Below are 19,979 nucleotides of genomic sequence, written 5' to 3'. Positions count from 1 at the left end.
ATCTGCCTCTTCGCTAAAAACGTTGTTCCACAGCCTTATGGCTGAGCTTTCTTCCGGGAGAGCTCTCTTTGGCTTTTCCAAACTTATAGGAAACAGAGAGGTAGAGCGTGGGAAAAGAGTAGTTGTTATCAAACTCAAACTTTGTGTCTCCCACATAAGCAGTACCGCTGTAACTCGAATTGAGCAGTTCGAGACCGGCAAGAGAGAGAGACAAAGCTCTGTTGAAAAAGAATGCCGTAACTCCGCAACTCAACTCATATTCCGGATCAATATCCGCTATCACGGTAGATCTCTTGCCCATATAAGAGCCGGAAAGAAATCCCGTAAAGGTTCTCGATTTGTTGAAGACAAAGTTGAGGTATCCGTCCACGCCCCACTTCACGCTCTGTTTGCTCTTTTGGAGTTCGGGCAGATGGCTTGTGTAGAGCGTGCCACCATAATAGGCATCCAAAGATGCGGTCATCCACGAAAGTTTATCGAAGTAGTAAGAGCCTTTTAGAGCCAAGAAGCGACTCTGCTGGGCATTCATCGGAGTTTTGTAGATCACACCATCCTTTATACGGGTAACGGATGCAATGATATCCCGTTCCCATTGAGCCTGAGCGGCAAGAGAGAGCACGCCTCTGAATGTATAGCCCAAGTCCATCCGATAAGCGGTTTGCGGTTTAAGATCGGGATTGCCAAAGAGGACGGAGAACGTAGTAGTCTTCCACTCGAACGGGTTCAGATTGTCAAACTGCGGACGCTGTATATCGGAGTTGAGCGTGTAGTAAAACTTATGTCTCCGGGATGGTGTATAGACGATATATGCAGAAGGGAGGAGATGCATCCGTCCTTTCCCCTCTTTGTAGCCGGCATTATCGAGAGACGTTGCCGTAGAGGTGTAGGGAAGTTTGGCTCCAAGACGCAAGAGAACCTCATCGCTCACGGCAAACGTGGTGCTAAAGTAGGGAGAGTAGATGCGCTCCACGACTGAAAAAAGAGCTTTCTGCCTCTGCTCTTCTGCGTCAGACTTGTCCAGATCGGCATAAGGATAGTAGGGTGCTAATGGGTTGTTCGCAGGCTTCCAATAGGCATGGGCATGAGATCTGCGGTTGTCGGTTGTGGAGATCTGCGCACCAAAACCGGCATCCAATACCCACTTGTTGTCCGGGAGAAGCGGTATGGAGAGGTCTATGTTGGAGGCAATTCCGGATGTTTTGACCCTGTCCAAGTCTCTGTAACCGAAGTAGGGCGACTGCACTCTGCTTATAAAAGAGGGATTTCCCGGATCGGGCGAAACAGGTGTATAGGATATTTTGCTTCCGAAGTCCGTTTCTCTGCTTTCGGTATAGCTGTAATAGGAGAGATCAGCCCAGATCTTTGCTCCTTTTGGAGACAGCGTGTGTTCCCAATAGGCGGCTACGGCATACTTCGGCACGGTATCTCTGTAAATGTTATGGTTGTTCAGAGTGGAGTCTGTATGGAGCGTCTCTCTGTTACGAAAAAGCTCGGTACTCTCGAAAATATTTTCCACTCCGGTGCGTTTAAGCTCGGCATGAAGACCTATGTTGCCTAAGCTGCTGTAATCGTACTGTAAGTTCAGATTGAGACCCGCATTGCGTCGCTCTCCGGTACTTGGATTGTTGATGCTGTGTAAGGACTTGGGATGATAATAGACCGCATTCTCAAAAAATTCGGTCTCGCTCCGGTTGGAATAAGGACTTACGGCGAAAGAAAATCTACCCAGATTGAGAAAAGCAGAAGCATATCCACCATAACGAGAGTTCTGCATCTCTCCCGTCATAATCTCCGTTCCAACCACTCCCCCGACATAGTTCAGAAACTCCGACTCCATGGATAGAATAATCATAGCCGTGTTGCCGTCCTTGTCATACTTCAAAGGGGGTTGCATAAGAACCTCCACACTTTTTATGAGTCGGGCATCGTAGCCTTTCAATATACGTGGCAGGCTCTCCGGAGTTGCACGCTGAACAACATTGCCAATCTTGAGTATGATCTGCTTCTTTCCTGGAATGAACAGCTCCTCTCCACGCACAAATATATTGGGAAGCCCTGCCAGCAGATCCAGAGCATTGTTTCTCTCCTCCCGTATCTTCGTTACATCAACCTTGAATCCGGTTTGAGTACTCTTTACGGTCATGGATCTGCCTTGTACCACAACGGTTTGCAGCTCTGTGGGATCTTCTTGAAGGGTAATCTTCCCCATATCCAGATCTTGGTTCGGAAGCAGAGTTATCTTGGAGACATAGAGTTTATAGCCCAAATGACTGACGCCGAAAAAATAGTTTCCCGGAGCCATCGAGAGCGAGAAACGCGCAGAAAGATCCGTATGTGTGCGTTGCAGGATCTTCTCTTCGCCGTCTCTGACTTCTCCTACAAATACTTCCGCGTAAGGGATAGGGGCATTCTGGCTGTCCATGACCGTGCCCGAAATTTGGGATAAGGAGGTCTTATTCTGCGCCGATACGGATGTAAAAAGCAGAACAAACAGCGTTAGTATGGTGATGATTTGCTTTTTCATGTCAAAGATTTTTGTCTGTATTACATAGAGCTCAAAGGTAGTATTTTTCTTAAAAATAGATGGATATAAAGTATAAATGGTGAGTATCTTGTTCAAATGATTAACTTTGTTACAACTACATGAATGTCTAACCTTTTGATAACTTTGAGATATGATGAAATGCAAAAGCATTATAGCAGTATCCGTTCTGCTTCTATCGGGTGTGGCAAGTCTGTTTGCACAGAGCCCTATCTACACCGCAGCCCAACTGCAACAAGCCAAAGTATATAGAACAGGTGCCGAGATGAAGCACCATGTCTCCACTTCCGTCCCTAAAGGAGCGTCTGAAATAGTAATAGGGCAAGTATCCAATGTGATGGACATCTCCACCTTAAGAGTATTGACCAATGCTTCGGGATTGATGGTGTTATCATCGGAGTTTGTTTCAGAATACAAATGGCCTTCTAACATTGACGTCAATACACCGGAAGGAAAAGTTTTTGCCGAAAAAGTGGCAACACTGGAACAGAAACTTGAAAAAGCCATCATCGAAAAAGAGACAAAGAGCAAGGCAATAGAGATGATGGACGGAAATGAGTTTGTTGGTAACAAAGGAGCAACTAATGTCGCACAGTTTCGCGAGCTCCTCTCTTTCTACACCTCACAGCGTATCCAACTGAGCCTTGAAGTGAAAAAGTTGGAGAAAGAGATAGCTGCACTGAAAGCAGAACTGAGTACCCTTAAAGGCAATACCCAAGAAGACGAGACAGAGAATAAGAGTAACAGCAGCAAGAGTGCCATAGTGGTGCGCGTCTCAAGCAGTGTGGCTCAGAACGTGAAGCTAAATATCGAGTACCTGACTCGCTCTGCTTCTTGGAGCCCATCGTATATGCTGCGTGTTGCATCCGAGAAAGAACCGGTGGAGATGTCGCTTAGAGCAAATGTGAGACAAGGCAGCGGTATCAACTGGAAAGGCGTAAACCTGACACTTGTAGACGCAAGACCGACAAAGCGTGTGAATGCACCATCCGTACACCCATGGTTTATCCGCTTGGAAAATCCGAATCACATGAGGCTGGAATCTATGGAAAAGTCTGCTCGAACGATAGCATACAATGCTGTTGCCGAAGAGATCTCCTATGCGGAGTATGATGTGGGAGCGCAGTCTGTGTCCAATATGATGAATCAGAGCTTTGTCGTAAGTACTCCTTATGATATTTATAGCAACAACAGAGACCATCTGATAGTTCTAAACAGCGAGCGCATCAAAGCCTCCTACCGCTACTTCGCTTATCCTGAAGGTGATAGCCGGGCTTTCCTTATGGCTCATATCAAAGATTTGGGTAAGAGTGGACTGGTCGTGGCTCCGGCAACAGTGATCATGCAAGGTATGCAGGTAAGCGAGACTTATATAGATCCGGTGAAGTTTGAAAACGGATTGGATCTCACCCTTGGAGAGGATACCCGCCTGAGTGTTTCTCGCAAACAGATTTCGGATAAGAGCGGTACAAAATTCTTCTCATCGGAAAAAGAGGAGACTCGCACGTATGAAATCTCTATCGTGAATAATAAGAGAGAGAGTGCCGAGATAGAAGTGAAAGATAGAATACCGGTAAGCACGGCGAACAATATTAAGGTAGAACTCCTTGAACAAAGCGGAGCCGAACTGGATGCAGAAACAGGAATATTGACATGGAAACTGAATCTATCCGGTAACTCTACGAAGAAACTTCGGGTGAGCTTCAAAGTAAGATACCCTAAGGATATGAATCTTTCAGGATTCTGATCCCCTATTATATAAGGTATGGAAAGCGGACAAATCGGAGAGTTTGTCCGTCTTTTCATATCTTTGCAGTTATGATAAAAGCAGTTTTCATAGATTTAGACGATACTCTTTGGGCAACAAAGCAAAACAATAGAGAGGCTTTAGAGGAGCTTTTTCATAAGTATGGTTGGGGTGGTAAACCCGGAGATTTGTATCCCTCATTCGAGAAATTCTACGAGGTTTATCTCCCTTATAACGATCTGCTATGGGGAAGGTATGCACGGAAAGAGATTAGCAAAGATGTGTTGAAAATAGATCGCCTTCGTTATGTCCTTTCTCCGCTGTACGAGTATAGCGATGAAACCTATATGGAGATCCATAATGAGTACTTTGCTATTGCAAATAACAAAGAAGCACTTATACCTCATGCTGTTGAGGTGATGAAAGAACTTCATCACAGCTATCCCGTTGTGATAGTAAGCAATGGATTTATAGAAGTTCAACACAATAAGCTTGCAAAAGCCGGACTTACCCCTTACGTGGATCATGTAGTACTTTCTGAAGATGTAGGAGTGAGTAAACCCTTTAAGCAGATCTTTGCAAAAGCACTTTCGTTGGTAGGTTGCAAGCCTGACGAGGTAGTTATGATAGGAGATGCTTGGGAGACTGACATCGAAGGAGCTTTACGCATCGGCATTCATCCGATCTGGCTTAGGCATGACTACACCCCCTCTTCTACGAAAGAGAAAGATGTAACGGAGATAACATCGCTGCAAGAAGCTCTCCCGGCTATCAAAGCAATCAATATGCGTTTACTGGTACACCGGACTTCGGTACGGTTTCCCGGCAAGAGCAAAATGAAATTAGGAATACAGAATATATGACCCAAAAGAAAAGAAAGACATTAAAACAGCGAATAGCACAAACACTCCTGAAGTGGCTGGGATGGAAAGCTCTTGTACCGGAATCACGTCCTCTGAAGAGTGTGATCTGTGTAGCTCCGCATACCAGCAATATTGATTTTATCATCGGGAAACTCTACCATAATTTTACCGGTGTTGGAAGCCATTTTATGATGAAAAAAGAGTGGTTTGTATTTCCTTTAGGACATATTTTCCGTGCAATGGGCGGTATTCCAATAGATAGAAAACATAAAATGTCACTGGTAGATCAGGTGGCAGAGACCATACGCAAAGCAGAGCGATTTCACTTGGGAGTAACACCGGAAGGTACTCGCTCGAAAGTGGCAAAGTGGAAAACCGGATTTTACTACATGGCACTGAAAGCAGGTGTCCCCATAGAGCTTGCCAAAATAGACTACGCACAGAAAGAGGTGGGGATATTTGAGATATTCAATCCGACAGGTAATGCCGAACAGGATATTGCCTATATCCACTCTCGCTACAATAAAAATATGGCCCGTGTTCCGGAATATTTTTCGGAATATTAAATGCACTCATTCAAACAGATAACATCGGAAACTTTTATGAAACCTATCACATATAAAGGGGAACCACAAGAAGAACTCAATGTAGCCATTATACAGATGTCTTTGGAACATCTTAACCCGGCAGAAAATGCCCACGTCATAGATATTCTACTCAAAGATCTCGAACCGATAGAGGATGATCCCATCGACCTTATCGTACTGCCGGAAATGTGGAATACCGGGTATGTAACCGGAGATGAAAAGATTGAGCCTGAATGGTTTTACGAAAGTCTGGAGTGGATGAAGCAAAAAGCCCAACACTACAACACCGCTATCTTCGGCTCCATGATACATATAGAGAATGATGTCCGTACGAATAGAGGGGTGTGGGTATATCCCAACGGAGAGACTCTATACTATGACAAGATGCACCTTTTCGGCCCGGGAGGAGAAGCCAAACACTTTTCTTCCGGCTCTGAACGCTTGTTGGTAGAGTATAAAGGGTGGAAACTGTTCCCGATTATCTGTTATGATCTTCGCTTTCCGGTATGGTGCCGATGGACTAAAAAGCATGATTATGATGCAATAGTCTGTGTGGCAAGCTGGCCTCAAGCGCGTCGTTCTCCTTGGAAAGCTCTTCTAAGAGCAAGAGCATCTGAGAATCTCTGCTATGTTTTGGCTTGTAATCGTGTGGGCGTAGACAGCTACCGACAGGTATATAGCGGGGATAGCCGGATAATAGACCCAAAACTTTCGTTGGTGAAAAAGCTGAACAAAGGAGAGATAGGCATACTATTAGGACGTATAGACAAGAGACAGGTAAGCGATCTACGCAAGAAATTTCCTGCTCTGGAAGATGCCGACGAGTTCACACTACACTTCTGAGTTAATCCCGTAAGGCGATATAGAGAATGATTCTGAACTATATTTGGATCGGTTTTTTCGTCCTTGCTCTGATTGTCTGCCTTTTCAAGCTGATATTTACGGGCGATTTAGAGACCTTGAATGAGGTATCTAAGGCTCTTTTTAGCAGTGCTACCACAGCTTTTGAACTCGCTCTCGGTCTGTCCGGAATACTTACACTCTGGATGGGACTCCTTAAAGTAGGAGAAAAGAGCGGGATGGTTTCTGCTTTGGCAAAAGGGACATATCCTTTCTTTAGAGTGTTGTTCCCCTCTCTCCCCAAAGATCATCCTGCCCTGGGAACCATAATGCTGAACTTCTCTGCCAATCTTTTGGGAATAGATAATGCTGCTACTCCTCTCGGATTGGAGACGATGAAGCATCTGCAAAAAGAGAACAGCACTACACCGGATCGCATCTCGGATGCCATGATTATGTTTCTCTGCATCAACGCATCCGGTCTTACACTTATTCCGATCTCGATCCTGATGTACAGGACAACCATGGGAGCCGCTGTGCCGACGGATGTCTTTATCCCGATATTCATTGCCACAGCAGCCAGCACCCTGTTTGCTATATGCGCCGTAGCTTACAAACAGAAGATTTCCCTCTTTCAACGAGCGTTTCTGATACCCTTATTGATACTGCTGTTCGCCATTGTACTCAATTTTATTCCTTGGGGCGGTGATGGAGAAGTAAGTGGAGAGTCTCTTCAAAAAATATCTGCTCTCATCGCCAATGGTATTATCTTATCTGTCGTTGTAATATTTCTCGTATATGGATTATGGAAAAAGCTGGATGTCTTTTCCGTTTTCATAGAAGGTGCAAAGGAAGGATTCAAGACAGCGATCAATATTGTTCCATATCTTGTAGCCATTCTTGTCGGAGTGGCAGTCTTTAGAGCTTCGGGAGGGATGGATTATATTGTTTCCGGTATAGAGGCTTCTTTTCGCTTCTTCGGCTTACCAAGCGATTGGGTTGGAGCACTTCCAACCATGCTGATGAAGCCTCTGAGCGGAAGCGGAGCACGTGGACTGATGATAGATGCCATGCAAAATTATGGCGCAGACTCCTTTATTGGAAGACTTGCTTGTATGTGTCAAGGAGCATCCGACACTACTTTTTACATCATTGCACTCTATGCCGGCAGCGTAGCAATACGTAACACACGCTATACTCTTGGTATCTGTCTGTTGTCCGACCTGGTCGGCATGACTGTTTCCGTACTATGTGCCTACTTTTTCTTTGCCCCTTAAGAGAGTATGAACAGGTTCCCGATAGGTATATTCGACTCCGGTTATGGAGGCTTGACGATATTGAAGGCTTTAGAAAAGGCTTTCCCTCAATACGACTTTGTCTATCTGGGAGACAATGCGAGAGCACCATACGGTCCAAGATCCTTCGAAACCATCTATAAGTTTACCTCTGAAGGCGTAGCCTTTCTCCTTAAAGAAAAGAAGTGCAGGCTCATTATCTTAGCTTGTAATACAGCATCCGCCCGAGCATTGAGGCAGATACAGCAGACCTCTTTTCAGCCTTGGGCAGAAGAGGGATACCGTGTACTTGGAGTCATAAGACCTACAATAGAATCGCTTGCACCTTTCAGCCGGACGAAACATATCGGTCTTTTGGCAACCTCAGGCACGGTAGCTTCCGAAACCTATCTTCGTGAAGGAGAAGAGTATGCCCCGGATCTCACTATCATACAACAAGCATGTCCGATGCTCGTCCCCCTTATAGAGAGTGGCGAATGCCATTCTGAAGGGACACGTTTCTTTGTCAAGACCTATCTTGAAGAGCTTTTGAGTAAAGATGTGGAAATAGATACCATTCTACTGGCATGTACTCACTATCCGCTTATCAAAGAGATGATTTCGGAGATTGCGCCCCCTCATATCACAATTTTGCCACAGGGAGAGATCATAGTGAACTCTCTTAAATCCTATCTCGAACGCCATCCCGAAATGGAGCAACTACTCTCCAATGGAGGGCAACACCTTTTCTTTACAACGGAAGAGTCTCATGCCTTCGAGCAGGCAGCTCGTCAGTTTGTCGGAAGAGCCATTTCTGCTACGACAGTCAATATTGCCGGAATGACTCTTGACAGAGATTGCTGATCCGTTTTTTCCATACCACTGCTTATTTCGCACACTGTTTTTCTTTCGATAAGATCTGTTCAGACCATAAAAAAGTCTGCAAACCTCTCTACCTCTATAGATAGATAAAGTTTGCAGACTTTTATTCTTTAAGAGTTTGGATAGTCTCTCTTCTCGTTCTTACTTCTTAAGGTAAGCTGTAAGCATCCAAACTAATTTTTCTTGTCCTTGAAGATACTCTGAAAGTAGTCCTACAGTAGTATCGTCTCCATTTTCGGCAGCCAAAGCAAGTCCTTCTCTTTCGATCTTTATGAATAGAGAGATAGATTCCAATACCTGCTCTATGATATCGCTTTCCTTACTTACGTTTACGGCTTGCTTCAGTGTCGCCAACGATTCGATGTCTTTGAAGAAACGTACAGGAGTACCACCGAGTTGGAGGATGCGTTCTGCCACTTCGTCTATATTCTCTGCAAGTTCATCGTACATCTTCTCAAGCTGTTCGTGAAGGACAAAGAAAGAGCGACCTTCTACATGCCAGTGAAATGCTCTAAGGTTTGAGTAATAAATGTGGAAGTTTGCAGCAAGCTGGTTCAACTTCTCTACTGCTTTTACAGTATAGGCTTCATCCAAGTGAAGATAGTTTGTTGTTTTCATATCTTGTAATTGTTTAGTTATCATGTTTATACTGCAAAGATATAAATATATGTATGCAGATACAACAGATACAATCTATAACTGTATAGACAAAATCTAAAACTCGCTTGTGAAGTGGAAACGAATATCCGGGAAATCCTGCCTTGCCATCTGAAGCACGTATGGAGAGTCTGCAAGATAAACGTCTCTTCCCTCTCTGTCGACAGCCATATATTGTGCCTTACGCTTCTTAAAGTTTTCAAGGATGGCAAGATCATCGCTCTCTATCCAGCATGCTTTGTAAAGGCTTACCGGCTCCCAGCGACACTTTGCCTGATATTCGTGCAAAAGTCTATACTCTATCACCTCGAACTGGAGTTGCCCTACCGTTCCGATAATCTTACGACCGTTGAACGTACTGGTAAAGATCTGAGCAACGCCTTCCCCCATAAGCTGTTCAACTCCTTTCTGTAGCTGTTTAGTGCGCATGGGATCCGCATTTTCAAGATACTTAAACATTTCCGGAGAGAAGCTGGGCAGACCTTTGAAATGAAGTATCTCTCCCTCCGTGATAGTGTCTCCAATCTGGAAGTTTCCCGTATCGGGCAGACCGATGATATCCCCTGCAAATGCTTCGTCCACAGTCTCTTTCTTCTGCGCCATAAAGGCAGTAGGACTGCTAAAACGAAACTGTTTTCCGAGAAAACGCATATGGGCGTATGGTTTATTCCGCTCAAAGCGACCGGAGCATATCTTCAAGAATGCGATACTGCTGCGATGATTCGGATCCATATTGGCATGAATCTTAAATATAAATCCGGTCAATGCCTCCTCGTAAGGATCTACGATTCTCTCTATTGCATCAATAGGTCGGGGCGAAGGCGCAAGACGGACAAAACAGTCGAGAAGCTCTTTCACCCCGAAATTGTTCAGAGCAGAGCCGAAGAATACCGGAGCCACCCGTCCTGCAAGATAAGCCTCCTCATCAAGCGAAGGATACACTTCCGAAAGAAGCTCAAGATCATCCCGGAGCTTATCTGCCTGTGCATCAGAAATGTGTTGGGTCAGTTCGTCGGACTGCAAATCATCTATGTGCACACACTCTGTTACTTGCTGCTTGCTCGGTTTATAGAGATCCAATCCACTCACATATCGGTTGTAGACTCCTTTGAAACGTTCTCCGGAATCTATTGGCCATGTTTGAGGAGAGACGGCAATACCGAGTTCTTCCTCTATTTCATCCATCAAATCGAACGGATCCCGTCCTTCGCGGTCCATCTTATTGACAAAGACCATCACAGGAGTATGTCGCATACGACACACCTCCATCAGGCGGCGAGTCTGTTGCTCCACCCCTTTGGCAGAGTCCACCACGATGATTACACTATCCACAGCAGTAAGTGTACGGTAAGTGTCTTCGGCAAAATCCTGGTGACCGGGCGTATCGAGGATATTCACTTTATACCCTTCATACTCAAAACCCATGACAGAAGTTGCTACGGAGATACCTCTTTGTTTTTCTATCTCCATCCAGTCACTGGTTGCGCTCTTCTTTATCTTATTGCTTTTTACTGCGCCGGCTATATGTATCGCGCCTCCGAAAAGGAGTAGCTTTTCGGTCAGAGTAGTTTTCCCCGCGTCGGGGTGAGAGATAATCGCAAACGTTCTGCGACGTTTTATTTCTTCTATATAAGACATCTGTATAATATTCGTCAAAAAGGAAAGATAAGGCTACCTGAAAACCTTGTTCTCCGAACCTCTTGGGTTGTAGCTTATTCCTGATTGTACACCTGCTCCAAAGAGCTTTTCCAGTCGTGTACCGAGTCCGGAAGTATTGCCTCTATCTTACTTGTATCCAATACACTGTATAGAGGACGGACAGCTACCGTATCATAATCTTTTTGCAGACACTTCTCCATGGATAAAGAAGCTGTTTTAGGATCCAAATCCAATATGGCACGAGCAAAATCGTAACGAGAGACAGCGCCTCTGTCGGCAAAGTGATAGAGACCGAACGGAATCTTTCCCTCTTTGGATTTGATGCGCAAAAGAATGCGTATGATAACGTCTGCAAGATTGAGTGCGGAGGTCGGGCTTCCGACTTCATCCGTAACGAGACGCAATTCACCCTGACTAAGGGCTACGCGACGTATCTTGGTGTAAAAGTTGTTGCCATAAGCAGAGTAAAGCCATGATGTACGAATGACATACGAACGCGGACAAGACTCCTGCACAGCAACTTCTCCCTCATGCTTGCTCTTTCCATAAGCATTGCAGGGAGCGGCAGGATCTTCCTCTTTCAGTGGTGAAGAAACCGGCTCTCCACCGCCAAAGACATGATCCGTACTGATGTGCATCAAAATCTTCCCTTTATTATGACACAGCTCGGCAAGAAACTTGGGCACCTCATAGTTGATCCTCCGCAATTCATCGGGGTTATTCTCGGCGGCATCCACCGAAGTAAAGGCTGCGGCATTAAGTATCACATCCGGCTTATAGAGGTCAAAGAAGCGTTGGACATTGGCTCTATCGCTCAGTTCTATCTGATCTCTTGTCGTTGGTAACCACTCTATCTCATCATTCGGAGAGTAGTTCCGCATGATAGCGTTCCCCAACTGACCTGCGGCTCCGGTAAGCCACACTCTCATCTTTTTCTTTATTCTGCTCATATCTGCCACAAAAATACAAAAAGAAAGGGATATTTTCGCGATTCTTTCTACATCTTTGAACGCAAAAATATCTCATTAAAAACTCATAATTAGAGAGTTGTACAACAAACAAGAAAATACTATCTTTGGAAAAACCTTCAATACTATGGCAAAAATATTAGACACCCCACCTCAAGAGGTACAAGAGAACCTCAACACACTTAAAAGAGATCTGGATGAAAAGATTCCATCCAAAAAGTTAGACAAAAACCTGCTTATTGCCAGCTGGAACATTCGTGGTTTCGGCGACCTGACACGAGAATGGGCAAGCAAAGAGAACGACTCCCCAAAACGAGATCTGCACTCCACCCTCTGCATAGCCGAGATCATCAGAAGATTCGATGTTGTTGCCGTGCAGGAGGTCAAAGCCAACATACGGGCATTAAGGGATACGCTGAAAGTTTTAGGAAGCGACTGGTCCATGATCCTTACGGATGTCAATAAAGGCGATGCCGGCAACGGAGAACGGATGGCGTACCTCTTCGACACGAGGAGAGTAAATCTTTCCGGGCTTGCCGGCGAACTCGTCGTGCCGGATCAGTGGCGAAAAGGTGTTTCGGAGAATGTAATGACGGAACAGTTCGTGCGCACCCCTTATGCCGTAAGCTTCAGATCCAAAAATCAAACCTTTATCCTCATCACTCTGCACGTGATCTACGGGAAAAAGTCTAAGGACAGACTCGGAGAGCTGAAAGGGATAGCCCAATGGCTCTCCGGTTGGGCAAAGGACGTTAATGCCTATCACCAAAACCTCATTGTCTTAGGAGACTTCAATATAGATGCTCGTGGAGATCTGCTGAACAAGACTTTCCTTTCGGAGGGGCTCTATGTCCCGGAGGATTTGCAGAATCCGGAGGTTACCCGTTCCATATTCGATAAAACCAAATTCTACGATCAGATCGCATGGTTCAACGGCAAAGATGGAGAGCCGAAACTCTCTTTGGAGTTTATCCGAGGCGGTAGTTACGACTTTGTTCCAACGGCTTTGAACAATAGAGGACTCACCAAACAGCAACTCTCATTCATGATTTCGGATCACTATCCGTTGTGGGCAGAATTTAAGCTCTAACGCCTCGACACAAAAATATAAAAATGCCACCCGATACACTCTTCTCAAAAAGGTATATGGGGTGGTACTTTTATATAAAAACGAGAGCTGAATTTTCCCGAATACAGAATCTCTTCTTCAATTGTTTTTGCTCCCGCAACACACTCTGAAAAACCACAACAAGCTAATAGATAGAGAGATAAAAGAGAACGTCATCTTTCAAACTTTTCTCCTTTCGGTCGGATTTAGGGCTCATTTTACGCACAATAAAAGTTAAAAACAACACCTTTAATCGTAAACATTCTCTAACAACAAAAATTGGATCAAAGAGGGCAAAAACAGGAGAAAACAGCTAAAGCACTAATAATCAAACAAGTAATCAAAATTTCTAAACACGTTAATTGAATCCGGTAAACGTGTTTAATGAAATCACTAAACGTGTTCATTGAAAAATTAAACACGTTAAGCCGACAAAATATGCTCGTTTAGTGTTTTTGCTTAACAGGTATCGGAATTTGTGTTAATAAAACAGCCCAAATTTAACAATTCTCTCGTGCTCTGAAAACGACCCTTCCGATCAAAATAGAGAGCAAGAAAAAAGGGAGCATTTTTCGGGATGGAATATATAAAAATGAAGATTGAAAATCTCTCCCGAACAGAGAGCAAAGAGAGCAAAAAGAAGATAAAGAAGGAGTTATTATATAAATCTCTCATGAAATCCAAGATATTATTGCTATATTTGAGACCTAAGAAAAAAAATGAAAAAAAGAGATTTCACATATGGAATATCTATGGAACTTGAAGAGCTTGACCTCGGAAGAGGAGCGAGTTGCGGCGGAGCTGTCTTCGTCCTCGATGCTTCTACCCATGGTCGCGAAGCTCTTTGTCCAGCGAGGTGTTACTACTCCAGAGCAGGTACGGATGTATCTGCAACCGGAGATAGAGGATCTGCACGATCCGTTCCTTATGCTGGGCATGCGAGAAGCCGTGGACCGTCTCAACAAAGCCTTAGGGCAGAAAGAGAGGATCTTAATATATGGAGACTACGATGTAGATGGAACCACTTCGGTGGCACTGATGTACAAATTTCTCCGGCAATACACTACCCAACTCTCCTACTACATACCCGAACGCTACAATGAAGGCAGTGGCATCTCTTTCCAAGGCATAGATCATGCCGAGAGAGAGGGGTGCAAGCTGATGATTGCACTCGATTGCGGCGTAAAGGCAGTGGAGAAAGTGCGATATGCAAAGGAGAAAGGAATAGACCTTATTATCTGTGATCACCACGTCCCGGATGCAGAACTTCCGGACGCTGTGGCTATTCTTAACCCCAAAATACCCGGATCCACATACCCGTTCGATGAGCTTTCCGGCTGCGGTGTGGGGTTCAAACTCTTACAGGCATTTACTATCGACAATGGAGGTGATCTCCGTCAAGTCTATGATCTATTAGACCTCGTGGCAGTGAGTATCGGCGCAGACCTTGTAAGTCTTACGGGAGAAAATAGGGTAATGGCTTGCCATGGGCTGAAGATTCTGAACAAAAATCCGAGACTCGGACTGCGAAGCATCATGGATGTCAGTGAGATAAAGACCAAACGAATAACCATGAACGAAGTGGTCTTTAAGATAGGTCCGCGAATCAACGCATCGGGAAGAATGCAAAATGGAAGGGAGTCCGTGGATCTGCTTCTTGCCGCAACGGCAGGAGAGGCACGCAAGATGACCAAAAACATAGATAGCTACAACTCCCAACGCCGAGAGTTGGATAAGTCCATCACCGAACAGGCTCTGGAAAGAGTGGAAACGGAGACAGCCACAAGTCCGACAGGAGAACCCCTTGCCAAACAGAAGATTATAGCCCTCTACGATCCGTCATGGCACAGAGGCGTGATAGGTATTGTGGCTTCCAGACTTACCGAGCATTTCAACCGTCCGAGTATTGTCCTCACTCAGACCGGAGGCGGTGAAGATTTGGTCTGTGGCTCGGCAAGAAGCATCGGCGGATTCGATATGTATGCCATCATAGACCAGTGCAAAGATCTGCTGATCAACTTCGGCGGACACACTTATGCCACCGGCTTCACGCTCCATAAGGACAACGTGGAAGCCTTTATACAACGGATAGAAGAGCTGGGAGAGAAAGAGGTGAGCAATGAAGTGCTTACGCCTCAAATCAACATAGACTTGGATATCAAGCTCTCCGATATTACGTCCACTTTCAGAAAGCAATTACGCGAAATGGCACCCTACGGTCCTCACAACGAGAAACCGGTATTCCGCACCACAAATCTGGAGCTTGCCTCCTCGCCCAAGTTTATGGGAAAAACAAAGAGCCACGTGAAGCTGGCCCTTAAAGAGGATGGAACGGACGAGATATTCAACGCCTTTGCCTACAACTCCCAGTATAAGATAGAAGGATATAAGAGAGGAGCACGCATCGACATCGTCTATACCATAGAAGAGTATAGCCGTATGGGTAAGAATATGGCGCAACTCCTGCTTCTTGATTTTAGAGTACTTTCCTGATGGTACGGCAGTCCGTCAATGATGTTGTAAGTGTATCCCCTTTGGATATACTGCGACGCTATTGGGGTTACGATGAGTTTCGCCCGATGCAGGAAGATATTATCTGCTCCATACTGAACGGCTACGACACTCTGGCACTCATGCCTACCGGAGGCGGTAAGAGCATTACCTTTCAAGTGCCGGCTCTTATGTTACCGGGCATTACCATCGTTATCACTCCCCTTGTAGCCCTGATGCGAGATCAGGTAAGCAGGCTTCAAACATTGAAGATCAAGGCAGAGTATCTCCATTCAGGGATGTCGTCCGGCAAGATTATAGAGGCTCTCGACAACTGTCTCTATGGGGAATACAAGCTGCTATACGTCTCTCCGGAACGGCTCGTATCCGAAACCTTCCTCCGCCGAATAACCAACATGAATGTCTCTCTTATTGTCGTAGATGAGAGCCACTGCGTCTGTCAATGGGGATACGACTTTCGACCCAATTATCTTAAAATAGCCGACTTCCGTACTCACTTCGCCGATACGCCGGTCTTAGCCCTTACCGCAACGGCAACGACAGAGGTGGTTGCAGACATTCAGGACAAACTGATGTTTCGGCAACCGGCAAAGCTGTTCCAGAGGAGCTTTTACAGGAAAAACCTCAGCTATGTTGTCAAAACCACGACAGACAAGCTGTCGGATCTGGTAAACATACTCAACAGCGTCAAGGGATCGGGGCTGGTATACGTGCGTTCACGAAAGAAAGCAAAGCTCTATTGTGATCTGCTCAACGAGAACGGTATAGATGCGGCATACTTTCACGCCGGTCTTTCGCACGATAGCAAGGTTAAGAAACAGAAAGCATGGATGAACAATGAGACCCGAATAATGGTCTGCACAAACGCTTTCGGTATGGGGATAGACAAAGAAGATGTTCGGATCGTGGTGCATCCCGAACTTCCTATCGCTTTGGAAGACTATTATCAAGAAGCCGGACGGGCTGCGAGAGACAATCAACCCTCTTATGCCGTTCTGTTATTCGACCCGGCAACAGACCTTTCTGCCGTAGAGAAGAGGGTGGCAAGCGGTTTTCCCCCACGAGAAAAGATACAAAAGATATACGGAGACATCGCCAGCTTTTTGCAGATAGCAGAAGGAGCCGGAACGGGACACCTGTTCGAGCTGAATATTTCTCTCTTCTGTCATCTGTTCCGACACTCTGTACTGGAAGTACATGCCGCTCTTTCGCTCCTGGATATAGCAGGATATATAGACTTTGAAGTGGATCAGAACATGCCGTCAAGAGTGAAGATCACTCTTTCTCGTCATGAATTGTACCAAGTGATGGACGAGTCTTCGGATCTGCATTACAGGGTAATGGAACTGCTGCTAAGGAGTTATACCGGTCTGTTTACAGAGCATGCCATAATAGACGAACCCAAACTCCGTACACAGTTGGATATGGATGCAGATACTTTTTACGGAGCCATGCTGCATCTTAACAGGTGGGGCGTTCTGGACTATATACCGGGCAAGCGAGCCTCTTATATCCGTTACAAAAGACCGCGATGCCTTCCGGAAAACATACATATCTCGCACGACAGCTACGAAAAACGGCTACAAAAAGAACGCGATAGAGCCGAAGCGTCTATCGCGTATGCTTCTTCCTCGGCAAGGAAATGCCGTTCGCAGGTTCTTCTAAACTATTTCGGGGAGACTCACTCCCTGCCTTGCGGTTTGTGCGATGTGTGTCGGGAAAGGAAACCATCCGGACTCACCTTTCGCACGATGGAGGTTATTCTGGATTTTCTATCGCAAGCCTCGTTGCCCATAAACCTGTCCGAGGTATGCAAATCTCTCAATGCCCCGAAAGATTATATACTCCAAAGCATCTCTTTTGCCAAGAGGGAGGGTCATCCTTATGAGGTTCGGGAGGATGGCATGATATTGAAAAAGAGAGCCGAAACGGATTAAAGTATCACAATCTTCATACCCGGATTTTTTCCTCGTACTTCCGGCATTTCGGTAAAGAAGTCGTACTTGATCTCCACATTCCCGATACGGGATATTCTGTCCGAGCTGAAATCATAATCTATCCGGTATGGTCCTATCTGCTCTACCCTGTCGTTGCTGAACTTGTACTTGATCGCGTATGGACCTATCTTTTCCAACTTGTTGTCCCTAAACCGATACTGCAGCTCCCAATTACCTATCCGAGCCAGACGACCACGATAGTCGTATGAGAGTCTTGCGTATCTGTCGTTGTTTTCCCTCATCACATGATCATAAATGACCCTTCTGCGACGGAGGATTTGAAAGTTGGTCAGCTGTCCCTCCACTATCATAAAACGGACTTCTCCATTGATGGTGATATGTGCAGACCTGCCGGTTGGACGAGGCCCGAACGTAAAGTCGGGTTCTTCATCCCTATCCCATTCATCCAGATACTCCCATGTTCCATCGGCATGAAGCAGTACTTCTTCGCCATCTCTGGTTACGGCTATCTTTTGAGCATAAGCAGACGCTGTCGTTCCAAGCACAAGAAAAAACAGGATAAGAATCGAATGGTATCTCTTCATGGTTATGTACAGTTTACTGTTAGGTTTTCTTTTCCGGTCTCTATGCGATCTCTTCACGATCGCTCTGTGGCAAAGGTAAAAATAAAGGGAGAGCTTTGCAAGACTCATACTGTTACTCCCTTATTTTACTATCTTTGTTTTCAACTTATATCAGAATTACAAGTCGATGACAAACAGACAACAAAACGATATTATAGTAGCCATAGACGGACATTCTTCTTGTGGAAAAAGCACTATGGCTAAATGGCTTGCCAAAGAGACAGGATACAGATACATAGATACCGGTGCCATGTTTAGAGCGGTAACACTGCACACCATGCGCAAAGGTCTTTGGGGAACAGACGGGACAGAACCTACCATCTCCGATGTGGAGAAAAGCCTCGGCGATATTTCCATAGACTTTAACCCCGAGAACGGACACACGCTTCTCTGTGGACAAGATGTTGAGCAGGAGATAAGGGGCATGGAAGTCTCGTCCAAGGTTTCGTTCATCTCCACAATACCTGCAGTGCGAACACTGCTCCTGGAACAGCAACGCGCCATGGGTGCTCAGAAGAGAGTCGTTATGGATGGAAGGGACATCGGGACGGTAGTATTTCCGAATGCAGAACTAAAAGTATTTGTAACGGCAAGTGCGGATGTCCGTGCCGAAAGACGCTTCAATGAACTGACAGCAAAAGGAGAAAAGGTCTCTTTTGAGGAGATCCTTCACAACGTTCAAGAGCGAGACCGGATAGACTCATCCCGTGCAGTAGCCCCTCTTAAACCGGCAGAAGATGCAATCATGCTCGATAACAGCGATCTTTCGATAGACGAACAAAATGAAATCATGCTGTCGTACTTCCACGACACCCTAAAAAAAAAAGTTCCTCTAACAGATCCCTCAGCATAGAGATAGATGAAGGATCCGGCTTCTGTTTCGGTGTAATCAATGCGATAAAGCATGCAGAGAAAGAGTTGGAATCGGGAGAAGCACTCCAATGCCTTGGGGATATTGTTCACAACAATCAGGAGGTGGACAGACTCGAAAAGAAAGGTCTCAAAACGATTGACTACTCTAATTTTAATACTCTAAATGGCGGCAAGGTTCTGTTTAGGGCACATGGCGAACCTCCGGCAGTATATGAGTTTGCCCGCCAACACAATATCACTGTGGTTGATGCCACTTGCCCCGTCGTATTGGCACTTCAACGCAACATCAAACGCACCTTTGAGAAAACACGAGATATAGATGCACAGATTGTCATATTCGGAAAGCACGGACATGCGGAAGTGAATGGTCTTGTAGGGCAAACCGGAGGAAAAGCCATTGTAGTGCAGAACATGAATGAAGTTTCCAAGATTGATCTCGACCGCCCTATCGTGTTATTCTCTCAGACCACGATGTCCATAGCTGGATTTGAAGAGCTTATCTCCTACATCGAAACCCATAAAGGTGCAGATGTCATATTCCAATACAAAGACACGATATGTCGGCAAGTTTCCAATAGAATACCTAATATCGAGGAGTTTGCCAAGAAAAAAGATTGGATCTATTTCGTAGCAGGAGACAAGAGTTCCAACGGCAAAGTCCTCTTCGGACACTGTAAAGCGGCAAATTCCAACTCCTACTTCATCTCCTCCGCAGAGCAAATATCAGAACCGCTACCACTATGGGTCAATAGCGTAGGTATATGTGGTGCAACCTCTACACCCAAATGGTTGATGGAAAAGATAGCTGAAAAAGTGGCACAGATCAATAACACAAAGCCCGAGCAGGCAGAACAGTAATCGAAATAAAAACGATACGAAAAAATCCC

The 19,979-nt window shown here is 45.4% G+C and carries 16 protein-coding genes; 11 read left to right on the top strand and 5 right to left on the bottom strand.

Annotated elements, in window-relative coordinates; genetic code table 11:
• Nucleotides 1-13: 13 nt before the first annotated feature.
• Nucleotides 14-2,524, bottom strand: a complete 2,511-nt coding sequence (locus tag HQ43_RS03415; RefSeq protein ID WP_036789674.1) for an outer membrane beta-barrel family protein — start codon at nt 2,522-2,524, stop codon at nt 14-16.
• Nucleotides 2,525-2,675: 151 nt separating this feature from the next.
• Between HQ43_RS03415 and HQ43_RS03410 the strand changes: the two genes are divergently transcribed.
• The 6 genes from HQ43_RS03410 (at nt 2,676) to murI (ending at nt 8,717) form a co-directional block, all read left to right on the top strand.
• Nucleotides 2,676-4,289, top strand: coding sequence for a DUF4139 domain-containing protein (locus HQ43_RS03410; protein WP_036789672.1), 1,614 nt, complete (start codon nt 2,676-2,678; stop codon nt 4,287-4,289).
• A gap of 71 nt (nt 4,290-4,360) precedes the next feature.
• Complete coding sequence (locus HQ43_RS03405; protein ID WP_052103048.1) at nt 4,361-5,152, top strand: YjjG family noncanonical pyrimidine nucleotidase; 792 nt, start codon at nt 4,361-4,363, stop codon at nt 5,150-5,152.
• Complete coding sequence (locus HQ43_RS03400; RefSeq protein ID WP_036789671.1) at nt 5,149-5,718, top strand: 1-acyl-sn-glycerol-3-phosphate acyltransferase; 570 nt, start codon at nt 5,149-5,151, stop codon at nt 5,716-5,718. The genes HQ43_RS03405 and HQ43_RS03400 overlap by 4 nt, the downstream gene beginning before the upstream one ends.
• Nucleotides 5,719-5,754: 36 nt before the next feature.
• Entirely contained in the window at nt 5,755-6,582 is an 828-nt protein-coding gene (locus tag HQ43_RS03395) for a nitrilase-related carbon-nitrogen hydrolase (RefSeq protein ID WP_036789837.1), read from the top strand.
• A gap of 26 nt (nt 6,583-6,608) precedes the next feature.
• On the top strand, nt 6,609-7,856 hold the full coding sequence (locus tag HQ43_RS03390; protein ID WP_036789669.1) for a nucleoside recognition domain-containing protein: 1,248 nt from the start codon (nt 6,609-6,611) through the stop codon (nt 7,854-7,856).
• A 6-nt stretch (nt 7,857-7,862) separates the two neighbouring features.
• Nucleotides 7,863-8,717, top strand: coding sequence for a glutamate racemase (murI, locus tag HQ43_RS03385; protein ID WP_036789667.1), 855 nt, complete (start codon nt 7,863-7,865; stop codon nt 8,715-8,717).
• 159 nt (nt 8,718-8,876) lie between these two features.
• Here murI and HQ43_RS03380 read toward each other — a convergent pair whose 3' ends face one another.
• The 3 genes from HQ43_RS03380 to rfbD form a co-directional block, all read right to left on the bottom strand.
• Nucleotides 8,877-9,353: a Dps family protein gene (locus HQ43_RS03380; RefSeq protein WP_036789665.1), complete on the bottom strand. Its 477-nt coding sequence runs from the start codon at nt 9,351-9,353 to the stop codon at nt 8,877-8,879.
• 96 nt (nt 9,354-9,449) lie between these two features.
• The gene (locus tag HQ43_RS03375) at nt 9,450-11,030 is read right to left on the bottom strand and encodes a peptide chain release factor 3 (RefSeq protein ID WP_036789663.1); all 1,581 of its coding nucleotides are present in this window, start codon (nt 11,028-11,030) and stop codon (nt 9,450-9,452) included.
• A 74-nt stretch (nt 11,031-11,104) separates the two neighbouring features.
• Nucleotides 11,105-12,001, bottom strand: a complete 897-nt coding sequence (gene rfbD, locus HQ43_RS03370) for a dTDP-4-dehydrorhamnose reductase (protein WP_036789662.1) — start codon at nt 11,999-12,001, stop codon at nt 11,105-11,107.
• Nucleotides 12,002-12,146: 145 nt separating this feature from the next.
• On the opposite strand from rfbD, the gene HQ43_RS03365 reads away from it, so the two are divergent.
• The 3 genes from HQ43_RS03365 to HQ43_RS03350 all read left to right on the top strand — a co-directional run bounded on the left by HQ43_RS03365 (nt 12,147) and on the right by HQ43_RS03350 (nt 17,575).
• A complete protein-coding gene (locus tag HQ43_RS03365) occupies nt 12,147-13,109 on the top strand; it encodes an endonuclease/exonuclease/phosphatase family protein (protein ID WP_036789834.1) in 963 nt (320 codons plus the stop codon).
• Between the two features lie 759 nt (nt 13,110-13,868).
• The gene (gene recJ / locus HQ43_RS03355; protein ID WP_036789659.1) at nt 13,869-15,620 is read left to right on the top strand and encodes a single-stranded-DNA-specific exonuclease RecJ; all 1,752 of its coding nucleotides are present in this window, start codon (nt 13,869-13,871) and stop codon (nt 15,618-15,620) included.
• On the top strand, nt 15,620-17,575 hold the full coding sequence (locus tag HQ43_RS03350) for a RecQ family ATP-dependent DNA helicase (protein ID WP_036789658.1): 1,956 nt from the start codon (nt 15,620-15,622) through the stop codon (nt 17,573-17,575). Before recJ ends, HQ43_RS03350 begins: the two co-directional genes overlap by 1 nt.
• Here the strand turns inward: HQ43_RS03350 and HQ43_RS03345 are convergent.
• Nucleotides 17,572-18,180 carry a hypothetical protein gene (locus HQ43_RS03345; protein WP_152565485.1) on the bottom strand — a complete coding sequence of 203 codons (609 nt, stop codon included), beginning with the start codon at nt 18,178-18,180 and terminating at the stop codon, nt 17,572-17,574. The genes HQ43_RS03350 and HQ43_RS03345 overlap by 4 nt on opposite strands.
• Before the next feature lie 166 nt (nt 18,181-18,346).
• Here HQ43_RS03345 and cmk point away from each other — a divergent pair, with 166 nt between their 5' ends.
• The gene (cmk, locus tag HQ43_RS03340; protein ID WP_036789656.1) at nt 18,347-19,072 is read left to right on the top strand and encodes a (d)CMP kinase; all 726 of its coding nucleotides are present in this window, start codon (nt 18,347-18,349) and stop codon (nt 19,070-19,072) included.
• A complete protein-coding gene (locus HQ43_RS03335) occupies nt 19,069-19,950 on the top strand; it encodes a 4-hydroxy-3-methylbut-2-enyl diphosphate reductase (protein ID WP_036789654.1) in 882 nt (293 codons plus the stop codon). The genes cmk and HQ43_RS03335 overlap by 4 nt, the downstream gene beginning before the upstream one ends.
• The last annotated feature ends 29 nt before the right edge of the window (nt 19,951-19,979 follow it).

The sequence above is a fragment of the Porphyromonas canoris genome (assembly GCF_000769115.1).
Classification (GTDB): domain Bacteria; phylum Bacteroidota; class Bacteroidia; order Bacteroidales; family Porphyromonadaceae; genus Porphyromonas_A; species Porphyromonas_A canoris.
This window is presented reverse-complemented; position numbering and strand designations above follow the sequence as displayed.

What these genes read in the sequence shown, in the direction of transcription:
- HQ43_RS03400 (WP_036789671.1), top strand. Translation starts at nt 5,149, where the DNA reads ATGACCCAAAAGAAAAGAAAGACATTAAAACAGCGAATAGCACAAACA.
- HQ43_RS03350 (WP_036789658.1), top strand. Translation starts at nt 15,620, where the DNA reads ATGGTACGGCAGTCCGTCAATGATGTTGTAAGTGTATCCCCTTTGGAT.
- HQ43_RS03410 (WP_036789672.1), top strand. Translation starts at nt 2,676, where the DNA reads ATGATGAAATGCAAAAGCATTATAGCAGTATCCGTTCTGCTTCTATCG.
- HQ43_RS03365 (WP_036789834.1), top strand. Translation starts at nt 12,147, where the DNA reads ATGGCAAAAATATTAGACACCCCACCTCAAGAGGTACAAGAGAACCTC.
- HQ43_RS03380 (WP_036789665.1), bottom strand. Translation starts at nt 9,353, where the DNA reads ATGAAAACAACAAACTATCTTCACTTGGATGAAGCCTATACTGTAAAA.
- HQ43_RS03405 (WP_052103048.1), top strand. Translation starts at nt 4,361, where the DNA reads ATGATAAAAGCAGTTTTCATAGATTTAGACGATACTCTTTGGGCAACA.
- rfbD (WP_036789662.1), bottom strand. Translation starts at nt 12,001, where the DNA reads ATGAGCAGAATAAAGAAAAAGATGAGAGTGTGGCTTACCGGAGCCGCA.
- HQ43_RS03345 (WP_152565485.1), bottom strand. Translation starts at nt 18,180, where the DNA reads ATGAAGAGATACCATTCGATTCTTATCCTGTTTTTTCTTGTGCTTGGA.
- HQ43_RS03375 (WP_036789663.1), bottom strand. Translation starts at nt 11,030, where the DNA reads ATGTCTTATATAGAAGAAATAAAACGTCGCAGAACGTTTGCGATTATC.
- HQ43_RS03415 (WP_036789674.1), bottom strand. Translation starts at nt 2,524, where the DNA reads ATGAAAAAGCAAATCATCACCATACTAACGCTGTTTGTTCTGCTTTTT.
- HQ43_RS03390 (WP_036789669.1), top strand. Translation starts at nt 6,609, where the DNA reads ATGATTCTGAACTATATTTGGATCGGTTTTTTCGTCCTTGCTCTGATT.
- cmk (WP_036789656.1), top strand. Translation starts at nt 18,347, where the DNA reads ATGACAAACAGACAACAAAACGATATTATAGTAGCCATAGACGGACAT.
- recJ (WP_036789659.1), top strand. Translation starts at nt 13,869, where the DNA reads ATGGAATATCTATGGAACTTGAAGAGCTTGACCTCGGAAGAGGAGCGA.
- murI (WP_036789667.1), top strand. Translation starts at nt 7,863, where the DNA reads ATGAACAGGTTCCCGATAGGTATATTCGACTCCGGTTATGGAGGCTTG.
- HQ43_RS03395 (WP_036789837.1), top strand. Translation starts at nt 5,755, where the DNA reads ATGAAACCTATCACATATAAAGGGGAACCACAAGAAGAACTCAATGTA.